17 protein-coding genes are annotated in these 20,657 nt (G+C 52.1%); 9 read left to right on the top strand and 8 right to left on the bottom strand.

Annotation, left to right across the window (positions count from 1 at the left end; genetic code table 11):
* The first annotated feature begins 21 nt into the window (after positions 1 to 21).
* From ald to ETC05_RS07030, 3 genes are all read left to right on the top strand, one after another.
* Positions 22 to 1,155: an alanine dehydrogenase gene (gene ald / locus ETC05_RS07040; protein WP_171660685.1), complete on the top strand. Its 1,134-nt coding sequence runs from the start codon at positions 22 to 24 to the stop codon at positions 1,153 to 1,155.
* A gap of 612 nt (positions 1,156 to 1,767) precedes the next feature.
* A complete protein-coding gene (pdxK, locus tag ETC05_RS07035) occupies positions 1,768 to 2,583 on the top strand; it encodes a pyridoxine/pyridoxal/pyridoxamine kinase (RefSeq protein ID WP_031406507.1) in 816 nt (271 codons plus the stop codon).
* Between the two features lie 106 nt (positions 2,584 to 2,689).
* Positions 2,690 to 3,550: a carbon-nitrogen hydrolase family protein gene (locus ETC05_RS07030; protein WP_171660684.1), complete on the top strand. Its 861-nt coding sequence runs from the start codon at positions 2,690 to 2,692 to the stop codon at positions 3,548 to 3,550.
* Positions 3,551 to 3,606: 56 nt separating this feature from the next.
* Here ETC05_RS07030 and putP read toward each other — a convergent pair whose 3' ends face one another.
* Positions 3,607 to 5,064, bottom strand: coding sequence for a sodium/proline symporter PutP (gene putP / locus ETC05_RS07025; RefSeq protein WP_171660683.1), 1,458 nt, complete (start codon positions 5,062 to 5,064; stop codon positions 3,607 to 3,609).
* A 395-nt stretch (positions 5,065 to 5,459) separates the two neighbouring features.
* Here putP and ETC05_RS07020 point away from each other — a divergent pair, with 395 nt between their 5' ends.
* The 3 genes from ETC05_RS07020 to ETC05_RS07010 all read left to right on the top strand — a co-directional run bounded on the left by ETC05_RS07020 (position 5,460) and on the right by ETC05_RS07010 (position 7,742).
* A complete protein-coding gene (locus tag ETC05_RS07020; RefSeq protein WP_253263965.1) occupies positions 5,460 to 6,290 on the top strand; it encodes a basic amino acid ABC transporter substrate-binding protein in 831 nt (276 codons plus the stop codon).
* Between the two features lie 76 nt (positions 6,291 to 6,366).
* The gene (locus tag ETC05_RS07015) at positions 6,367 to 7,023 is read left to right on the top strand and encodes an amino acid ABC transporter permease (RefSeq protein ID WP_031406499.1); all 657 of its coding nucleotides are present in this window, start codon (positions 6,367 to 6,369) and stop codon (positions 7,021 to 7,023) included.
* Positions 7,020 to 7,742: an amino acid ABC transporter ATP-binding protein gene (locus ETC05_RS07010; RefSeq protein WP_031406497.1), complete on the top strand. Its 723-nt coding sequence runs from the start codon at positions 7,020 to 7,022 to the stop codon at positions 7,740 to 7,742. Before ETC05_RS07015 ends, ETC05_RS07010 begins: the two co-directional genes overlap by 4 nt.
* Positions 7,743 to 7,852: 110 nt before the next feature.
* Here ETC05_RS07010 and qoxD read toward each other — a convergent pair whose 3' ends face one another.
* The 5 genes from qoxD to ETC05_RS06985 form a co-directional block, all read right to left on the bottom strand.
* Positions 7,853 to 8,152 (bottom strand): cytochrome aa3 quinol oxidase subunit IV, encoded by a 300-nt coding sequence (gene qoxD / locus ETC05_RS07005; RefSeq protein WP_031406495.1) that lies wholly within the window; start codon positions 8,150 to 8,152, stop codon positions 7,853 to 7,855.
* Position 8,153: 1 nt separating this feature from the next.
* Positions 8,154 to 8,768, bottom strand: coding sequence for a cytochrome aa3 quinol oxidase subunit III (qoxC, locus tag ETC05_RS07000; RefSeq protein WP_031406493.1), 615 nt, complete (start codon positions 8,766 to 8,768; stop codon positions 8,154 to 8,156).
* A gap of 3 nt (positions 8,769 to 8,771) precedes the next feature.
* The gene (gene qoxB / locus ETC05_RS06995) at positions 8,772 to 10,718 is read right to left on the bottom strand and encodes a cytochrome aa3 quinol oxidase subunit I (protein WP_171660682.1); all 1,947 of its coding nucleotides are present in this window, start codon (positions 10,716 to 10,718) and stop codon (positions 8,772 to 8,774) included.
* A gap of 17 nt (positions 10,719 to 10,735) precedes the next feature.
* Positions 10,736 to 11,635, bottom strand: coding sequence for a cytochrome aa3 quinol oxidase subunit II (gene qoxA, locus ETC05_RS06990; protein ID WP_033842311.1), 900 nt, complete (start codon positions 11,633 to 11,635; stop codon positions 10,736 to 10,738).
* Between the two features lie 246 nt (positions 11,636 to 11,881).
* Complete coding sequence (locus ETC05_RS06985; protein ID WP_031406488.1) at positions 11,882 to 12,625, bottom strand: TrmH family RNA methyltransferase; 744 nt, start codon at positions 12,623 to 12,625, stop codon at positions 11,882 to 11,884.
* Positions 12,626 to 12,857: 232 nt separating this feature from the next.
* Between ETC05_RS06985 and ETC05_RS06980 the strand changes: the two genes are divergently transcribed.
* Entirely contained in the window at positions 12,858 to 14,246 is a 1,389-nt protein-coding gene (locus ETC05_RS06980) for an amino acid permease (protein WP_171660681.1), read from the top strand.
* 166 nt (positions 14,247 to 14,412) lie between these two features.
* Here ETC05_RS06980 and ETC05_RS06975 read toward each other — a convergent pair whose 3' ends face one another.
* On the bottom strand, positions 14,413 to 15,792 hold the full coding sequence (locus ETC05_RS06975; protein WP_171660680.1) for an ATP-binding protein: 1,380 nt from the start codon (positions 15,790 to 15,792) through the stop codon (positions 14,413 to 14,415).
* Between the two features lie 183 nt (positions 15,793 to 15,975).
* Between ETC05_RS06975 and ETC05_RS06970 the strand changes: the two genes are divergently transcribed.
* Positions 15,976 to 17,502 (top strand): FAD-dependent oxidoreductase, encoded by a 1,527-nt coding sequence (locus ETC05_RS06970; RefSeq protein WP_031406482.1) that lies wholly within the window; start codon positions 15,976 to 15,978, stop codon positions 17,500 to 17,502.
* 187 nt (positions 17,503 to 17,689) lie between these two features.
* Complete coding sequence (manA, locus tag ETC05_RS06965; protein ID WP_171660679.1) at positions 17,690 to 18,676, top strand: mannose-6-phosphate isomerase, class I; 987 nt, start codon at positions 17,690 to 17,692, stop codon at positions 18,674 to 18,676.
* A 302-nt stretch (positions 18,677 to 18,978) separates the two neighbouring features.
* Here manA and ETC05_RS06960 read toward each other — a convergent pair whose 3' ends face one another.
* Positions 18,979 to 20,133 carry a glycerate kinase gene (locus tag ETC05_RS06960; protein ID WP_171660678.1) on the bottom strand — a complete coding sequence of 385 codons (1,155 nt, stop codon included), beginning with the start codon at positions 20,131 to 20,133 and terminating at the stop codon, positions 18,979 to 18,981.
* Positions 20,134 to 20,657: the final 524 nt, after the last annotated feature.

The following is a 20,657-nucleotide window of genomic DNA, read 5'->3' as shown; positions in this document are numbered from 1 at the left end:
TGACGAGGAGGAACCGTACTGATGATTATTGGAGTGCCCAAAGAAATTAAAAATAACGAAAACCGCGTTGCCATTACGCCGGCTGGCGTGTTGTCGTTCGTTCAGGCAGGACATACGGTGCTGATCGAGAAAGAGGCAGGGGGTGGAAGCGGTTTCAGCGACAGCGATTACGCCCGTGCCGGAGCACAAATCATCGAGCGGGCGGAAGATGTTTGGGCGCAAGCCGATATGGTGATGAAAGTGAAAGAGCCGCTGCCAAGCGAATACGGCTATTTCCGCCCAGGTCTCATTTTGTTCACCTATTTGCATTTGGCCGCTGACCCAGAATTGACGCGCGCCTTAAAAGAAAGCGGCGTCATTGCCATTGCCTATGAGACGGTGCAAGTCGGCCGCACGCTGCCGCTGCTCACGCCGATGAGCGAAGTCGCCGGGCGGATGGCCGCGCAAATCGGCGCGCAATTTTTAGAAAAACCATACGGCGGCAAAGGCATTTTGCTTGGCGGCGTCCCTGGCGTCGCCCGCGGCAAAGTGACGATCATCGGCGGCGGGGTTGTCGGCACGAATGCGGCAAAAGTCGCCGTCGGCCTTGGCGCCGATGTGACCATCATTGACGTAAACGCCGACCGCCTGCGCGAGCTTGACGACATTTTTGGCAACCAAATTACGACGCTCATGTCCAACCCGATGAACATCGCTGAAGCCGTCGCCGAGGCCGACCTTGTCATCGGCGCTGTCCTCATCCCAGGGGCACGGGCGCCGAAGCTCGTCACCGAGGACATGGTGAAAGCGATGAAGCCGGGCTCGGTCATCGTTGATGTCGCCATCGACCAAGGGGGCATCGTCGAGACGAGCGACCACGTCACGACCCATGACAACCCGACCTACGTCAAGCACGGCGTCGTTCATTACGCCGTTGCCAACATGCCCGGCGCTGTCCCGCGCACCTCGACGATCGCCCTGACGAACGTTACGATGCCATACGCCTTGCAAATCGCCAATAAAGGCGTCATCCAAGCCATTACAGACAACCCGGCGCTTGAGCTTGGCGTCAACGTCGCCAACGGCGAAATCACGTATGAAGCGGTCGCCCGCGACCTCGGCTACCACTACGTCCCGGCCCGCGAAGCGCTCGGCAAAACATTGGCCGCCAACTAACCGCTGGTTGACGCGGCCGGCAGCGCGCACGGTCGGCCGCCTGCTCAGCGCTGCCCATTCCCGCCATCGATCCGCCCGCTCATAGCGGGCGGCTTTTTTGTATCCGTTTGTTATGCCAAATCGTTTTCGTTCGGCAAAGCGGACCGTGTATAATGAAAATAGCAAGCCATGAACTTTCCGGAAAAACAAGCGGTGTCGCTTGAAGAATGTTACCGCATCCGAGAAACAACCGATCGCGTTTGAGAAATCCGGTGATGGAATGGGGAAACTAGGGCAAAATCGCCCCTTTGCCAGTGGCGAAATCTTGCCAAACGACGTTGGTTTTCCTACTACGAACCCTAGGAGGCTGGTGATTTAATCCTGGATACGGCTTTGCAATGTCACTTCTCAACTAGAAAAACCTTGGTGCATCGACCCTGCTTTTCACGTGTTCTCCCATTGATGAAGGGACTCAGCCGTTTTTCACCGGCCTTCTAGTGATTTCGCAAACAGGAAAGAAACCGCGTCGCACGTTCGCTCAAGTTTGGCGGTTCTTGCTTCGATGGAGAGCAACGATTTCGTCCTTGAAGTCGGCTTCATGATATCATCTTTTGAAACAAAGGAGTGATGACGATGACCATGCCGAAAGCATTAACCATCGCCGGTTCGGACAGCAGCGGCGGCGCCGGGCTGCAGGCGGACTTGAAAACATTCCAAGAGCTTGGCGTATACGGCATGACGGCGATCACGACAATCGTCGCCATGGATCCGCACAACCGTTGGGCGCATCAAGTCTTCCCCGTGGACTTGGCGACGATCGAAGCCCAGCTGGAGACGATCATCGTCGGCGTCGGGATTGATGCCTTAAAAACAGGCATGCTTCCGACAACCGATATCATTGAATTGGCGGCGCACACCATTGAAAAACATGGATTGAAAAACGCGGTCGTCGACCCGGTGATGGTATGCAAAGGGGCGGATGAGCCGCTCCACCCGGAAAATACGGTGTGCTACCGGGAAACGCTCGTGCCAAAAGCCACCGTCGTGACGCCGAACTTGTTTGAAGCCGCGCAACTGTCCGGCCTGCCGCGCATTGAAACGATCGAGGACATGAAGGAAGCAGCTGGGCGCATTCATGAACTCGGAGCCCGATATGTCATCGTCAAAGGCGGGCGGAAAATTCCGCATGACTATGCCGTGGACGTCCTTTATGACGGCAAAACGTTTGAACTCCTCGAATCGGAACGGATTGACACGACGTATACGCACGGGGCCGGCTGCACGTTCTCGGCCGCCATCGCCGCCGAACTGGCCAAAGGCCGTCCGGTGAAAGACGCCATTGCCACCGCCAAAGCGTTCATCACCGCCGCCATTCGCCATTCGTTCCCGTTAAACGAATACGTCGGGCCGACGCATCACGGCGCTTACCGCCGCTACGGGGAACAATAGGCAAGGCTTCTTCGGCCTTGTCTTTCCTTCCCCCACCACGGAATGAAGCAATGCAGGGACTCGCCGGAAAAGCAATGCCATATGCGCTAGAAAGGAGGAGGCGGCCATGCGCGTATCCGCTGTCCAATATCATCTTCACACCATCCGCTCGTTTGACGAGTTTGCCGAGCAAGTGACGCATTACGTCAAAACGGCGCAAGAGTTTGACGCTGAGTTTGTGTTGTTTCCCGAATTTTTCACGACGCAATTGCTTTCCATTCCGGTTGAGGGCGGACGGCCAGCGACGATTGATGATTTGCCGGATTATACCGAAAAATACACCGAACTGTTTGTGTCGCTCGCCAAAGACACGGGCATGTACTTGATCGGCGGCACGCATGTCATCCGCCAAAACGGCAAGCTGTACAATGTCGCCCACTTGTTTACGCCAGACGGAACGATCCACCGCCAGGCAAAGCTGCACATCACCCCGACCGAGGCCAACGAATGGAACATCGCCCCGGGCGATGGACTTCGCGTCTTTGAAACGGACAAAGCGACGATCGCCATGTTGACGTGCTATGACATCGAGTTTCCGGAAATCGTCCGCATGGCGCGCGCCAAAGGGGCGGATGTCCTCTTCTGTCCGTCGTGCACCGACGACCGGCATGGGTTTTACCGCGTACGGTATTGCTGCCACGCGCGGGCCATCGAAAACGAAGTGTATGTCGTCACAACCGGTACGGTCGGAGCGCTTCCGACGGTCGATTTTATGCGCGCCAATTTCGGCCAAGCAGCCGTCATCACGCCCAACGACATCCCGTTCCCACCCGGCGGCGTACTCGCGGCCGGCGAGATCAACGACGACATGGTCATTACGGCTGACCTTGATTTGGCGCTGCTTCGCAAAGTGCGGGAAAAAGGATCGGTCGCGACATGGCGCGACCGGCGCATCGACTTGTACCCGGATTGGAATCAAGTGAAATAGCCCGAAACAACAAAAAGGGTGCCCCTGCGCAAGGGACACCCCTTTTTGCCTATTTTTTAGGACAACAACTGCTTGAATCGATCAAATTGTTCCGCTACTTTCCCTTCTGGCTCCTTCGTCAGCAAGCTGACGATGACAATCGCCAGCAAACTCGCCGCAAAACCCGGGATCATTTCATACAGCAGCCCTTTTAAGTAGGCGGATTGCGTCCAAAGAATAACCGTCAATGCCCCGGCGACCATGCCGGCGAGCGCCCCCCATTTCGTCATCCGCCGCCAGCATAAGCTCAACAGAATAACTGGGCCAAACGATGCGCCAAATCCAGCCCACGCATAGCCGACCAAGTTTAAAATCGTGTCGTTTTTCGTGTACGCCAGCGCCGTCGCGACGACCGCGACAAGAAGCACAGACAGGCGCCCGACAAAGACTAGCTCCTTATCCGAAGCCGCACGGCGGAACACGACTTTATACAAGTCTTCGGTCAGCGAGCTCGAGGTGACGAGCAGCTGGGATGAAATGGTGCTCATAATCGCGGCTAAAATCGCCGCCAGCAAAAACCCAGTAATAATCGGATGGAACAAAATGTGCCCAAGCTGAATAAATACCGTTTCCGGGTCATCAAGTTTCATACCGCGCTGCGAAAAGTAAGCGATTCCAAAAAGACCCGTCAACATCGCCCCGACAACCGAGAAAATCATCCACCCCATGCCGATGCGGCGAGCGCTTTTCATTTCTTTGACCGACTTGATCGCCATAAAGCGGACGATAATGTGCGGCTGGCCAAAATACCCAAGCCCCCAAGCGAATAACGAGATGATGCCGAGGAAGCTCGTTCCTTTCCACAAGTTCAATAAATTCGGGTCAATGTCGCGAATGGTGTCAACTGTGTCCACAGGCCCGCCCGTATGGAACAGCGTCACCACCGGCACCAAAATCAATGCAATGAACATAATTGTTCCTTGTACAAAATCGGTCCAGCTGACCGCTAAAAAGCCGCCAAACAACGTATACGCAACAACAACGCCGCCGACAATCCACAAGCCCGTGTGATAGCTGACGCCAAACGAATTTTCAAACAGCACGCCGCCCGAGACAAGACCGGATGAGACATAAAAGGTGAAAAAGACCATGATCACGATTCCTGATACCATTCGCAACAATTTCGTTCGATCACCGAAACGGTTTTCCAAAAACTCTGGAATCGTAATCGAATCGTTCGCCACTTCCGTATAGACGCGCAGACGCGGCGCAACGAACAGCCAGTTTGCATAAGCGCCAAGCGTCAAGCCAATGACGATCCAGGCAGCGCTCACTCCGTCCACGTACATGGCTCCCGGCAGCCCCATCAACAGCCATCCGCTCATGTCAGAGGCTCCTGCACTTAACGCCGTGACCGCCGGTCCGAGCGTGCGGCCGCCAAGCATATAATCGGACAGATTCGACGTCCGTTTATACGCCCAGTAGCCGATCCACAGCATGCCGACTAAGTAGACAATGACTGAAAATAAAACCATGTCGTGCTCCCCTTTCCTTTGTTGTCTTGTCACCTACACTCTTATCATAACGGAACAAATAATATTTATACAATAGTATTTATTTTTTTCCAAATACGATAAAATAAAAGAATTTAAAATAAAGATGTACAACACTACCTCTTTCTGATATAATATTTAGTAAATTCAGAATCATAGGCAATCGCAACTCCCTTTCATGAACATTATTTCATAAAAATTCAATTCGTGTTTATTGATCAGGATAAAACCATTGATAAAATACATATTTTCTTATTAAGGAGTGGATACCAAAATGTTCAAACAATTATTTTTATAAAACCTATTGCATAACCAAAAAAATATTGATAGTATGATAATCGTTCATCGACAATGATTTCAAAGGGGGATTCTAGAACATGCTTAAGCTTAAAATGAAAAAGGGTTTATTCGTGGCCGTTGTTGCCGCATTGATGATGGCGCTGGCCGCTTGCGGCGGCAAATCAACGGAAACAAGCTCGTCATCGGGCGGTGGGGAAGCAAAGAAAAAAATCATCGTCGGAACGGACGCGGCGTTTGCTCCGTTCGAATATATGGATAAAGGAAAAATTGTCGGCTTCGACGTCGATCTTCTCGATGCCATTATGAAAGAAGCCGGTCTTGACTACGAGTTGCGAAACATTGGTTGGGATCCGCTGTTTGCAGCGTTGCAAAGCAAGGAGATCGACATGGGGATCTCGGGCATTACGATTAATGATGAACGCAAGCAAACCTATGACTTTTCCATTCCTTATTTTGAATCCACTCATATGATTATGGTTAAAGAAGGAAGCCCGATTCAAAACGCGCTTGACCTGAAAGGAAAAACAGTAGGTGTACAAAACGGCACCACAGGGCAGGAAGCCGTGGAAAAATTGCTTGGAAAAGAAAACAAAAATATCAAAAAGTTTGAAAACACGGTCGTCGCCATTATGGATTTGCTCAACGGCGGTGTTGATGCAGTGGTCACAGACAACGCGGTAGCCAACGAATACGTGAAAAACAATCCAGACAAAAAAATCAAAGCGATTGCTGACCCGAAAAACTTCCAATCTGAGTTTTATGGTCTCATGTTCCCGAAAGGAAGCGACTTGAAACCTAAAATCGACGAAGCATTGAAAAAAGTGATTGACAGCGGCAAATACGCGGAAATTTACAAAAAGTGGTTTGGTACTGAACCGAATATCGAAAGCTTGAAGCAAGCGCAATAACGGTGAAAATACACGAGATCGAAAAAGGCGTAACTGGCCATAAGTTACGCCTTTTTCATAAGAAAGGTGAGAACCGATGGATTTCCGTTTCGATATCATTATAGAATATGCCCCGTTTTTCTTGCGCGGATTGTTGTTGACCATTGGTGTTTCGATCGCCGCCATTATTTCCGGTTTAATTCTCGGGTTGATCATCGGCCTTGGCAAAATGTCAACCAATCGGCTCATCAGGTTGCCATTTGCATGGTACATTAACTTTTTCCGCGGCACGCCGCTTGTCGTGCAAATTTTACTCGTTCACTTCGGTGTCATGCCGATCTTTTTCGCCCAGCCAAGCGCAACCGTTTCACTGATCGTATCGCTTTCGCTCAATTCGGCGGCTTATGTGGCGGAAATTTTCCGCGCCGGCATCCAATCGATCGACAAGGGGCAAATGGAAGCCGCCCGCTCGCTCGGGATGACACACGCGCAAGCCATGCGCTACATCATTTTGCCGCAGGCGTTGAAGCGGATGATTCCGCCGTTTGCTAATGAATTTATTGTCTTGATCAAGGACTCTTCACTTGGACTGGTCATCGCTGCCCCAGAGCTGATGTATTGGGGAAGAGCGGCACAGGGGCAATATTACCGCGTCTGGGAACCGTATTTGACGGTCGCGTTTATTTATTTGTTGCTGACCCTCTCCCTCAGCAAACTCCTACACTATCTTGAAAGGAAGTATTCGACCCAATGATCGACGTACGCCAGCTGAAAAAATCGTTTGGTTCGCTTCAGGTATTGAAAGGAATCGACGTCCATATCCGCGAAGGAGAAGTCGTCGTTGTCATCGGCCCGTCGGGTTCGGGGAAATCGACGTTTTTGCGCTGCTTAAACCTCCTTGAGGATTTCGATGAAGGAGAAATTATCATTGACGGCATCAATTTGAAGGCCAAAGACACGAATTTAAATAAAGTGCGGGAAGAAGTCGGCATGGTGTTTCAACGCTTCAACTTGTTTCCGCATATGACGGTGCTCAACAACATTACGCTGGCGCCGATGAAAGTGCGCAAATGGCCGCGTGAAAAAGCGGAAGCGAAGGCGATGGAGCTGCTCGCCAAAGTCGGTTTGCAGGACAAAGCACACGCCTACCCAGATTCCCTTTCCGGCGGACAGGCGCAGCGTGTCGCCATCGCCCGCGCGCTCGCCATGGAGCCGAAAATCATGTTGTTTGACGAGCCGACATCAGCGCTTGACCCGGAAATGGTCGGGGAAGTGCTCTCGGTCATGAAGCAGCTGGCCAATGAAGGGATGACGATGGTTGTCGTCACCCATGAAATGGGCTTTGCCCGCGAAGTCGGCGACCGCGTCTTGTTTATGGACGGCGGCTACATCGTCGAAGAAGGAAAGCCGGAAGAGTTGTTTGACCGCCCGCAGCACGAACGGACGAAAGCGTTTTTATCAAAAGTATTGTAAAAGGCGTCTTGCCCATTAGGGCAAGACGCCTTTTTTATGGCGGAAATGCCGTGCTTTCGCATCGCTTTGGGAGAGGAAAAAAGCTGGCCGAATCCCCGGCCAGCCTCGCTCTATAACACAAACTGCATCACCCAAATCGAACCGGCGACAACGACAACCGCGATAAAGAAGCTGTACGCCATGTTGAATGTTTGAATGCGGCCGCTGTCGCTTTCGTTGACGTGCATGAACATAAACAGCTGCAAGCTGGCTTGGATGACGGCAAACAGCACAATGATGACAATGACCGCCTTGAGCGGCAGCCCGGACGAGAGCGCCACCCAAAGCGCGGCAAACGTCAAGACGAGCGACAACAAAAACCCGATGATATGTTTCCACGGAAATGATTCTTGATGGCCGTTCGCACCCATGTTAGATCACCATCCCTAACAAATAGACGAGCGTGAAGATGAAAATCCAAACGACGTCCAAAAAGTGCCAGTACAAGCTGACCATAAACACTTTCCGCGCTGTTTTCGGCGTAAAGCCGCGCTGGAGGAGCTGGATGATGATTAAGATCATCCAGCCAATTCCTAAACTGACGTGGGCGCCGTGCGTGCCGACGAGCACGAAAAAGCTTGATAAAAACGCGCTCGTCTGCATCGTCGCTCCTTCATGGACGTAATGGATGAACTCACGAATTTCAAATGTGATGAACCCCGCACCAAGCAGCAGCGTGACAAGCAGCCACGCAAGCAACCCACTCATGCGGCCGCGGCGCATTTCAAAAATGGCCAGCCCGCACGTAAAACTGCTCGTTAAAAGCAACAGCGTTTCAATCAAAACGTCTTTTACCTCAAACAACTCGCCTGCCGTCGGTCCCGAGCCGGTCCGTTGAAACAAGACGAGATACGTCGCAAACAGCGTCGCAAACAACGCGACTTCCGCCCCGAGGAAAATCCAAAAGCCCAATATGTTCAACCGACTCTCTTGTGTCCGATACTCCAGCGGCAGCGTTTCATCATAGCGATGTGCAGCTTCTCCCATTCATTACGCCCCCTTTCGCGCCGCCTGCTCCATTCGTTTAATCTCATCAACCGGAATATAGTAGCCATCATCGTCTTCAAACGAGCGGAGAATCAACCCAAGCACAATGAACAACGCGCCAACAATGGCCAACGCAAACCATTTGAACACAAGGCCGAATCCGGCGACGAAAAATGCCACCGACATCCAAAACGGACGTCCTGAGTTGCTTGGCATATGGATCGGCTTCAAGTCTTCTTCTTTCACGTGGAAGCCGCCATATTTTTTCTTCATCACCCAATATGCATCGATATCTTCCACCACCGGCGTCACCGGGAAGTTGTAATGCATGGGCGGCGACGCCGTCGCCCACTCGAGCGTCCGCCCGTTCCACGGGTCGCCGGTCATGTCGCGCTCGCCGTAGCGCGCGCTGTAATAAATGTTATAGCAAAGCACGATAAATCCGATGCCCATCAAGGCCGCCCCAACCGTTGCCACAACGTTCAGCGGCGTCCAGCCGAGACCGTCCGAGTACGTGTACATGCGGCGCGTCATTCCCATCAGCCCGAGGAAATACATCGGGAAGAAACAGACGTTAAAGCCGATCATAAACAGCCAAAACGTCCATTTGCCGAGCCGCTCGTTCAATATATGGCCAAACATTTTCGGATACCAGTAGTGCAAGCCGGCAAAGCAGGCGAACACCGTCCCCGCGATCAACACGTAATGGAAGTGGGCGATGAGAAAATAGCTGTTATGGTATTGATAATCGGCCGCGGCCATCGCCAGCATCACGCCTGTCACGCCGCCGATGACAAAATTCGGAATGAACGCCAGCGACCAAAGCATCGCTGTTGTAAAACGAATTTTTCCTTTACGGATCGTAAACAGCCAGTTGAAAATTTTCACGCCGGTCGGAATGGCGATCGCCATCGTTGTGATGGAGAACGCCGAATTCACTGCGGGCCCCGCGCCCATTGTAAAGAAATGGTGCACCCAAACGATAAAGCTTAAAAACGCAATGCCGACGATCGAACCGACCATCGCTTTATAGCCAAACAACCGCTTTTGAGCGAAAGTGCTCACGACTTCGGAGAAAATGCCGAACGATGGCAAAATAACGATATACACTTCCGGGTGGCCCCAAATCCAGAACAAGTTCGCCCACAGCATCGACATGCCGCCGTTGGCCATCGTGAAAAACTGCGTGCCAAATACGCGATCGAATGTCATTAATGCCAAAGCAACCGTCAATACCGGAAAGGCGAAAATAATGAGCACGCACGTAATGAGAATCGTCCACGTAAACATCGGCATGCGCATCAACGTCATGCCTGGCGCGCGCATTTTTAAAATCGTGACAAGGAAGTTGATCCCGGTCATCAGCGTCCCGATCCCGGAAATTTGCAAGGCAACGGCGTAGTAGTTGTTGCCGACACCATGGCTGAATTCGTTCCCGGCCAACGGGAAGTACGCCGTCCATCCGGCATCCGGCGATCCACCGATGACGAATGAAATGTTAAACAGCAACGCCCCGAAGAAAAAGAGCCAAAAACTCAACGCGTTCAAATACGGAAACGCGACGTCGCGCGCCCCGATTTGCAGCGGAACGACAATGTTCATCAAGCCGATGATGAACGGCATCGCCATAAACAAAATCATAATCGTTCCGTGCGTCGTGAAAATTTCATTATAGTGCTGGGCATCAAGAAATTTCATATTCGGAGCGGTCAGCTGCGCCCGCATCAAAAGCGCATCGACGCCGCCGCGGAACAGCATGAGCACGGCGCAAATAATGTACATGACGCCGATTTTTTTATGGTCAACGGTCGTAAGCCATTCATCCCACAACCATTTCCATTTTTTGAAATAGGTTAACACGAACACAATGCCGACCATCGTCAAGACGATGGCGACATCGGCCGCATAAATGAGCGGCTCGCCGGTGACAAAAAACTCACTCCATTTCATCTTTCGCTCCCCCTTCCCTACTCGCCATGGTGATGGCTCTCGGTCATCGCTTCATGACTTTGACCCTCATTTTTCATGGAGTGATCATTCCCATGATGGCTGTTCTGTTTCGCATGATCGATCCATTCTAAGTGGGTGTTCGAAAACGTCATCCGCCCAACAAGCCCCGGTTTTAAAATTTGCGTATATGTTTTCTCATCGAGCTTCGGGGCGGTTTGTTTCACTTCATTCACCCATTTGCGGAAGTCATCTCCCGTTTGCGCGACGACCTCAAACTCCATATGGGCGAACTTTTCCCCGGAAAAGTTGGCGCTCCGCCCCATGTAAGAACCGGGTTTGTCCGCTTGCAAAATCAGCTCGGTCTCCATGCCATCCATCGCGTATTTTTGGCCGCCCAATTCCGGCACCCAAAACGAGTTCATCGGTCCCACGGAAGTCAGCTTAAACTTGACCGGCACACCGGCCGGAATATGGACGTAGTTGACTGTTTCAATGTTTTCTTCTGGATAGCTGAAAATCCACTTCCAGTTTGCCGCCGTTACATGAATCGTGATCGGCTTCACTTTCTCCGTCGGCGGCTTTTCCAAGGCAAACGTCGCCTTCACCGTCGGAACAGCGAGTGCAGCGACAATCAAAATCGGAATGGCCGTCCAGATGATCTCAAGCAGCGTGTTCCCTTCCTCATCCGGCGGCTCATAGCCGGCATTTTCTGGCTTCTCGCGGTAACGAATGAGGAAAACGGCAAATAACGTAAAGACAACCACAATAATGAACAACATAAAGCCGACCGACCACATGATCAAATCATACTGCATGCGCGCCACCGGCCCTTGTGGATTGAGCACGGCCGTACGCTCCACACAACCGCCAAGCAAAAACAAAAACGGTAAAATGAACACCGCGCGCCACCGTTTCATGACTATCGATCCTCCCTTTGCCCACTCGGGGCTCCTTCCATACATCATTTCTTTGTTTCTACCATATCAAAATTGAGAATGTTTGAAACGAACGAGCGAAAAAGTTCATAAATCGGCAAAACATTTGTCACAAACTGTTCAATCATTGTTCAACAAATCGCCACTTGTTTTCCTCCATTAGGGAAATATTGATGGGAAAGGGGATTCGCACAAATATATTCCATCATATAGAAAAGAGCCGGACTCCTATTGAAAGGAGCCCGGCTGTCCTCCATCATTTTGTATTGTAAATCCTTGTTGCTGCAACTGTTTACGAATGCGTGGGTTTAACGTTTGCCACATCCATTGTTCATACAACGCCTTTTTCTCCCTAGGCAATAAATAGTAGTGTCGGCCGGCCTGGCGACGCGCCCGCTCGGTGACATCATAGAGCGCCAACGCGGCGGCGACGGAAATGTTAAAACTTTGCACAAAGCCGTACATCGGAATGACAAACGTTCCGTCCGCCAAGCGAAGCGCCTCTTCTGACACGCCGCTATGCTCGTTGCCAAACAACAGCGCTGTCGGTTGGGATAGATCGATGTCGGAAACCGGAATCGTCCCCTCACCAAGATAGCTTGCATACACTTGATACCCTTGCTTTTTTAAATCGGCAATGGCCGTTTTGATATCTGGCTTATGGTGAAGCGTCAGCCACTGATCGGCATAGCGCGTTACAAGCCGGTTCGGTGAAAACGGCGCCTTTCCCGTCACAATATGAACGTCTTGAACGCCAAACGCTTCAGCTGTCCGCAACACCGCTGCTTGATTATGCGAGTCATCGACCGCTTCGATCAAGACGGTAATATAGCGGGTGCGCTCGTTGAGAACCTCATACATTCGCTTCAACCGCCTCGGCAAAATCATTTCCCAGACCGGACGCATCGATTCGGTGAGTAGCCCTTCTTGCCGCAGCTGTTCCAAAAATGATGTCGCTTCCCGTTCCTCCACAGCGCATCCCCCTTTCCACAGAGTAGCGTATTCTGTGTTTCCCATTGTACAAAATGACAAGATGCCAAGGCAATTTATGTATTTTTAAATACTATTCAGATTATTTATTATATAATAACTTGAAAACATTGCTCATTTACAACCTCTTTATCTATCGGTTAGTATTATAATGTAAGCGCTTCAAAAATGCTTTTTCGAAAAATATTATTTATTATCAAAAGGAGGAGAAACAATGGAGCAAAAGCAGCGGCAATTGCATCGGGGATTGGAAGAACGGCACATCTCGCTCATGTCGCTCGGCGCGGCGATCGGCGTCGGCTTGTTCCTCGGTTCGGCGTCCGCCATTGAGATGGCCGGGCCGGCGATTTTGCTTGGCTATGCGGTCAGCGGCGCCATTATGTTTTTCATCATGCGCGCGCTAGGGGAAATGGCAGTCGAACACCCAGTTGCCGGTTCGTTCAGCCGCTATGCTTATCAATATTTAGGTCCGCTCGCTGGCTACTTGACCGGCTGGAATTATTGGTTTTTATGGGTGGTCACATGCATCGCCGAAATTACAGCCGTCGGCATTTACATGCAGTTTTGGTTCCCGGACACGCCGCGCTGGGCGTGGGCGCTTGCCGCGTTGGTGCTTATGACATTCATCAACTTTCTTGCGGTGAAAGCGTACGGGGAGTTTGAATTTTGGTTTGCGTTAATCAAAATCGTGACGATCGTCGCCATGATCATCATCGGCCTTGGCATGATCCTCTTTGGCATCGGCAATGGCGGCGTCGCCACCGGCATCAGCAATCTTTGGAAGCACGGCGGCTTCTTCCCGCACGGGATCAGCGGCGTTTTGATGTCGCTGCAAATGGTCATGTTCGCCTATTTGGGCATCGAGATGATCGGCGTAACGGCCGGGGAAGTGAAAAACCCGCAAAAATCGTTGACCAAAGCCATTAACAGCGTCTTTTGGCGCATTTTGATCTTCTACGTCGGCGCACTGTTTGTCATCATGTCCATTTATCCGTGGAACGAAATTGGCGAAAAAGGCAGCCCATTCGTGCTGACATTTGAAAAAATCGGCATTCACGCCGCGGCTGGCATCATCAACTTTGTCGTCTTGACCGCTGCCTTGTCGTCGTGCAACAGCGGCATTTTCAGCACAAGCCGGATGCTGTTTAACCTCGCCGAACAACAAGAAGCGCCGAGCGCATTCGGCCAACTGACAAAACGCGGCATTCCGGGCGCCGCCTTGATCGCCACTGCGCTTGTCATGCTTGTCGGCGTATATTTGAACTACGTATCAGAAAAAGTGTTCCAATGGGTAACAAGCATCGCCACATTCGGCGCCATCTGGACGTGGGCGGTGATTTTGCTGTCCCAACTGAAATTCCGCAAACAATTGAGCGCGGAACAAGTACAACGTCTCACGTTCAAACTTCCGCTTTATCCGTACAGCTCATACGTGTCGCTTGCCTTTTTGATCGGTGTTGCCGCTTTAATGGCCTACTTCCCGGATACGCGCATCGCCTTGATCATCGGCCCAGCTTGGTTGTTGCTTTTGACGGCAGTATACTTCGCCAAAGGAATGCACCGTCGCCAGCATGACCACTCTGAAGAAAAACAAGCGGGATGACAAGTCCGATCAAAAGAGAGGGTGTCCCGATCCTTGCGGGACACCCTCTTTGGCATAAAACCATCACGAAAGAAACAAAAAGCAGGACATGTGCGATCGCAGACACCATCCTCCCGACCGGTGTATTTCCGTTTGGATCATGATCCGCTTTCACCCTCCAACCTTTTCATTCATCGGCCGCCATATAGGCTTGGCGCGGATGATTGGGCTGATCCGGGTACTTTAAGCGGATTTTTCCTTCCTCTAATAACTTTCCTAAATAATTGTTGCGCAATCCATCCGGCGTCCGTTCGAGCAGCTCCGCTAGCTCTTTCAGACGCAGCGGCCGCTCGCGGCATAACCGAACGATCAATTGTTCCATGACCGCTGGAGCCAACCGTTTTTTTCGCCTTGCTAATTCTGCCATCTTCCATAGCCGTTCTTCAATGATTTCTTCTTTTTCGTTGCTGTCATGCATACGGATGTCGTTGTTTACGGAGTTAGACAAGTTATTTACGGACTCCGAGTTTTTATTTACGAAGTTCGACAGTTCATTTACGGAGTTTGGACCTTTTTTTACGGAGTTCGAGCCGCTGTTTACGGAGTTTTTGTCCTTATTTCTGTAGTTCGGTTTCTTATTAACAGAGTTTTTGTTCGTATTTACGGAGTTTGGTTCGTTAGTTACGAAGCTCTCGGTTTCCTGTCCGCTGTCCGGATCCAGCCATTCGGGTTCCAGCTGTTCCATCTGTCCATCCGGTTCTGTTTCCATTGTTGCGCTAATTTCAGCTGGAAATAACAGCGGACACAACACAACGATGGTACGGTCCGGATTCGTTTGTTGCGAGATATCAACCGGACAGACAAGCGCCTGTTCTTGCATATCACGCATTCGCTTAAGGCCCGATCCCGCGCGTTTGCATACGTCGATCAGCAAAAACATTTTAAAAATATTCGGATTGCGCAAATTGCTCGTATGCCCTGCCATGGCCGCTTCAATCGGGATGCGGAACCGTCCCGGGTTGGCAAAGCGAAATGAGCTATCCTCCTTTTCGACGGTGATGCCGCCTTCCTCTCCGTAGTCGGCGTGCACAAGCGCGTTGACGAGCGCCTCTCCAAGCAGAGCCCGCCCTTCATTCGCCCAAACGTGACGCTCCAGCTCAGCAAGCACGCGAAAATAAAAATCGTAAATGTTGCCGGACCATGTGCCGTCTTGCGACGTGAACCGCTTCATCCATCCTGCCGCTTCACTGTCAGCGTGCTCTCGATATTCCAAAAAGTATTGCGGCAACACCTCAGTGATGATCCGCTCCTCACTGAACATCAACAATCCCGCGAGCGTCAGCCCTTCTTTGCTGCTGTCGCGCAGCTTGCCCCACGCGCCGATTTTGTACAAAAATTCTTTTGTCTCGAGCCCGTTCCACGGATGGCCCGGTTTCACTCGAGCAAACCGCTCGCGGTAATGGCTGACCGTCTCAAAATTGAGTTCACTTAAACTGTAATGCTCTAAAATCAGGCTGTCTGCCAGCGCATGGGGGCGTTCATGAAACGAATTTGTATATTTATTCACTCCCGATCTTCCTTTGACATTATTTTTGCAAAACAGTTTGATTCTCTTTTTCTATTGTACCATCTTTCCTTCTCCTTGCGGATGGTTGCCAAAAAAAGAAAACCGTTGTGGATATGTGGAATAGTTTATCTTGCAAAAGGAAAACTACAGAAGACAACATTGACATGCAAGGAGGAGGTAATCATGTCGTCCCTTCCTTCCATCGTAGAGCCTTACTGGCGCGACTCCGTTTCGCTTCCATCATTTCCGAAGCTTGATGCAGACATTTCCGTCGACGTCGCGATCATCGGCGGAGGCATTTCCGGGATTACAACGGCCTATTTGCTGTCGGCGCAAGGGGCGCGCGTCGCCCTTCTGGAAGCCGATCGGCTTCTAAACGGCACGACCGGCCACACGACAGCAAAAATCACCGCCCAACACGATCTCGTTTACGATGAGTTTCTCAATCATTTTGGCGCAGAAAAAGCGCGGCTCTATTATGACGCCTGCATGGACGCACTCCAGTTTATCCGCCGCACGATCGAAGAACAACAAATCGACTGCGACTTTTGCGAGCAAGATGCCTATATTTATACGACATCTTCCTCCTCTTTCCAAAAAATTGTAAAAGAATGGGAAGCCTACGAACGGCTTGGCATTGACGGCGCCTTCGTTGAGTCGATCCCGCTCCCGCTGTCGGTGGCGGCAGCAGTCGTGATGAAGCGGCAGGCACAGTTCCACCCGCTCAAATATTTAGCCAAGCTCGTTGATTCGATTACACAGGCTGGCGGCGCCATTTACGAACACACACCAGCGGCGGATATTGAACAAGGGAAAAGGATGACGGTCATTACGCGAGACAAAAAACAGGTTGAGTGCGACCATGTCGCCGTCTGTTCTCACTTTCCGTTTTACGACGGCGGATTTTACTTTTCGCGCATGTACGCCGAACGGTCGTACGTATTGGGAGTGACGATCGCTGAACCGTACCCGGGCGGCATGTATTTAAGCGCCGATGAACCCAAACGCTCGATCCGCTCCGCAGCGGCAGGCGGCGAGACGCTCATCTTGATCGGCGGCGAAAACCATAAAACCGGCCAAGGCGTGCCGACGATGCGTCATTACGAGGCGCTGTCCTCGTTCGCTTCGCAGCTGTTTACGGTGAGCGACATCCGTTACCGTTGGTCCGCCCAAGATTTGACGACACTGGACAAAGTGCCATACATCGGCCGAATGACGGCAGGGACGCCAAACATTTATGTCGCGACAGGATACCGGAAGTGGGGGATGACGAACGGGACGGTCGCCGGAATGCTTTTGTCTGACCTCATCCTCGAACGCGACAACCGATACCGAGACTTGTACTCCCCCTCGCGCTTTTACGCTGATCCAAGCATGAAGCAGTTTTTCACGACAAACCTTGACGTCGCCAAACATTTGCTGGAGGGAAAGATCGAACCGGTTGTCCGCCGGCCGCAAGATTTGGCGCGCGGCGAAGGGGCGGTTGTCTCGGTCAACGGAAAGCGGGCTGGCGCCTATAAGGACGAGGCCGGGGTGCTCCATGTCGTCGACACGACGTGCACCCATATGGGGTGCGAGCTGGAGTGGAACAGCGGCGACCGGACATGGGACTGCCCTTGTCATGGCTCGCGTTTCTCCATCGATGGCGACGTCGTCGAAGGGCCGGCGAAACAGCCGCTCGCACGCATTGAACTTGAGGACGCGACATGAAGCTAGCACATAGGCGATGCCAACGGAACATCGTCGCGATGAACAAGCCGGATCTTGAGTTTCTACAGGGTTAGGAACATATGCTCCTAACCCTTTATTGTTTTCATTTGCCGCCGGCGCATTTCATGGTAAGATGAACAGTAGAGACCGATTGCATGGTGCACGATGTGTTCAGGAGGGATGACGCATGGACTTTGAACCAATTTTTCTCACTCCTGTCTTTCAAGAACGGATTTGGGGCGGCACGAAGCTCGCCGAACGATTCGGCTACGACATTCCGTCTTCGCAAACCGGAGAATGTTGGGCCGTATCCGCCCATCCCCACGGGCAAACAGTTGTCGCGCGCGGACCATTTGCGGGGATGACACTCGGACAATTATGGGAGGAACGCCGCGATTTGTTCGGCCACTTCCCGTCTGACCGCTTCCCACTGTTGACGAAAATTTTAGACGCCAACGCCGACTTGTCAGTCCAGGTCCACCCGGACGATGAATATGCGAAAATGCATGAAGGCGGGGAGCTCGGCAAAACGGAGTGCTGGTACATCATCGACTGCAAGCCGGGCGCTCAGCTCATTTACGGCCACTATGCAGAAACGAAAGAGCAGCTGCGCGCGATGATGGAGGCGGGGGAATGGGATCGTTTACTTCGGAAAGTGTCGATCCGCCCCGGCGACTTCTTCTATGTCCCGAGCGGCACGATCCACGCCCTTTGCGAAGGGACCCTCGTCCTTGAGACGCAGCAAAGCTCGGATACGACCTACCGCGTCTACGACTACGACCGCGTCGACAGCCAAGGGCGGAAGCGGGAGCTCCATCTAGAGAAAGCGATTGACGTCACAACCGTCCCGCACCGCGACATCGATGTCCGCCCTCATGTCGCCGAATTTCCGAGCGCGACGGTGACAACCTTCGTGGAAGGCGACTACTTCGGCGTCCAAAAATGGGACGTCCATGATGCGTTCACGTCAGAACAGACGAAACCGTTTCTTATTGTCAGCATCCTGAAAGGTGAAGGTGAACTCGTTCATAATGAGCGAGTATACGCGATCCGCCAAGGCGACCACTTTATTTTGCCGCACCGATTCGGCCGCTTCACGATCCGCGGTGCGCTTGAAGCGATCGCTTCATGGCCGCGGGCAGGCAAACAAACGGCTGACCTCCTCAGCCAATGAGTCACAACATACAAAAAAGGAGGGGCTGACCCAAACATCCGCTAAAACGCCGGCGTTTGGAGTCAGCTCCTCTTTGTTTTTACCTAATTTGGCTAAATAAAAGGAGATTCCGCGTTTATTCCTTCCCTGATTGATGCCACTAGGGACGATGGTTTGTCCTTAGTAGCGGCTTTTTTGAGAAGGTTGTGGGCAGCACAAATCAGCACCTTTGTCTATTGCCCACCCAAGAAGGGAAGGCTGAAGAGAACATGCCGATCAACAATAGGATTTCACCCATGGAGAAATCCCTTCATCTTCCCCGCTTAAGAGGAAGATGTCCCTTTCATTTGACCGAGACGATACACAGAAGCAATATGCCGCGCCGTTTGTGCCACATAATGTTCTGCCTGCTCCAGCGCTTTTTCCAATGACACAACGCCTGGAACGATCGTAAACAGCGCGTCGATGCCATGCTCCAGCACGACAGCGCTGTGGTCGCCCAACGATCCGGCGATGCCGATGACCGGAACACCGAACTGTTTCGCTGTCTTAGCGACGCCGATCGGCGTTTTGCCAAACACCGTCTGTTCATCGATCCGCCCTTCGCCGGTGATGACCAAGTCAGCGTCTTTGACGCGCTCTGCGAGCTGAACCGTCTCGATTACAATCTCGACGCCGCGCTTCAACTTGACCGGAAGAAACGCGAGCAGCCCTGCTCCCAAACCGCCCGCCGCACCAGCGCCGGGAATGTCGCCGACTTGTTTGCCGAGTTCGCGGCGGATGACGTCAGCGTAATGCGCCAAATTCCGGTCGAGAACCGCAATCATGTCCGGCGTCGCCCCTTTTTGCGGACCGAAAATGGCCGACGCCCCGTTCGGCCCGGTGAGCGGGTTGTCGACGTCGCATGCCACGTCAATGCGAACTGACGCAAGGCGTGGATCGAGTCCGGAAAGGTCAATCGCATGCAAATCGGCCAGCGCGCCGCCGCCCGGACCGATGTCGCGGCCGTCTCGATCCAGAAGCCGCCCCCCGAGCGCCTGCACCATGCCGGCCCCACCGTCGTTCGTCGCGCTGCCGCCGATACCGATGATGAGATGGGTGGCGCCTGCATCCAGCGCTGCAAGGATCAACTCCCCTGTCCCTCGCGTCGTTGTCACCAACGGGTTGCGCCGGTCGCGCGGGACAAGGTGTAGCCCTGAGGCGGCAGCCATCTCAATCACCGCCGTCTTTCCATCACCAAGCAAGCCAAAAAACGCCCGCACCGGCTCTCCGAGCGGCCCGGTCACTTCTGTTTCGACGATGCAGCCGCCGGTCGCGTCAACGAGCGACCGCACCGTTCCTTCCCCGCCATCGGCCATCGGCACTTTGATGTATTCCGCATCTGGAAACACTTCGCGAAATCCACGCTCGACCGCCTTGGCGACTTCGAGCGCAGACAGACTTTCTTTGAATGAATCAGGGGCTATGACAATTCTCATTCTTTTTCCCTCCTCTTTTATCCCTATCCAAACCTTGGAAACGAAAAGTCATCGGAAACGCCCGTCTTGGCATAAAAGATGACAGCAGCCTCCACTATCATGTTGTTCGCCAACCGAAGCGCTACTTCCTCTGAGCGCAAACAAATCGCCAACATACTATTGCAACGAACAAGCCATGGCTGACCGAACGACCCTAGCCGCCATAAGCGGGAAAAAGAGCAGCTCCAAACAACTCGGCTGCCGCAATCGTATTCGGATTCGGCAATACGATATTTCCACCCTTTCCATCGCCGACAACGCTGCAATCGCGCTAGCTGTACTGGAACAATCAACAATGATTGATCTGCTTCCTGTTTCATTCAACGAAACAAGCACGATCCAGCTGAATTGAGCCAGCTTTCACTCAATATATGTCAAATTTTGTGGAAAAAAGACGAAAAACAATGCCATTTCGTCTATTTTCACAATTGTGTATATAGTACTATAATAGATGTAACCATATGTTCGTTTGTTCCAATTGGGAA

Origin of the sequence: Geobacillus sp. BMUD (assembly GCF_013096845.1) — a bacterium.
GTDB classification, from domain to species: Bacteria; Bacillota; Bacilli; order Bacillales; family Anoxybacillaceae; genus Geobacillus; species Geobacillus vulcani.
Note: the sequence above shows the minus strand (reverse complement) of the source record. Positions and strands in the feature narration are given on the sequence as shown.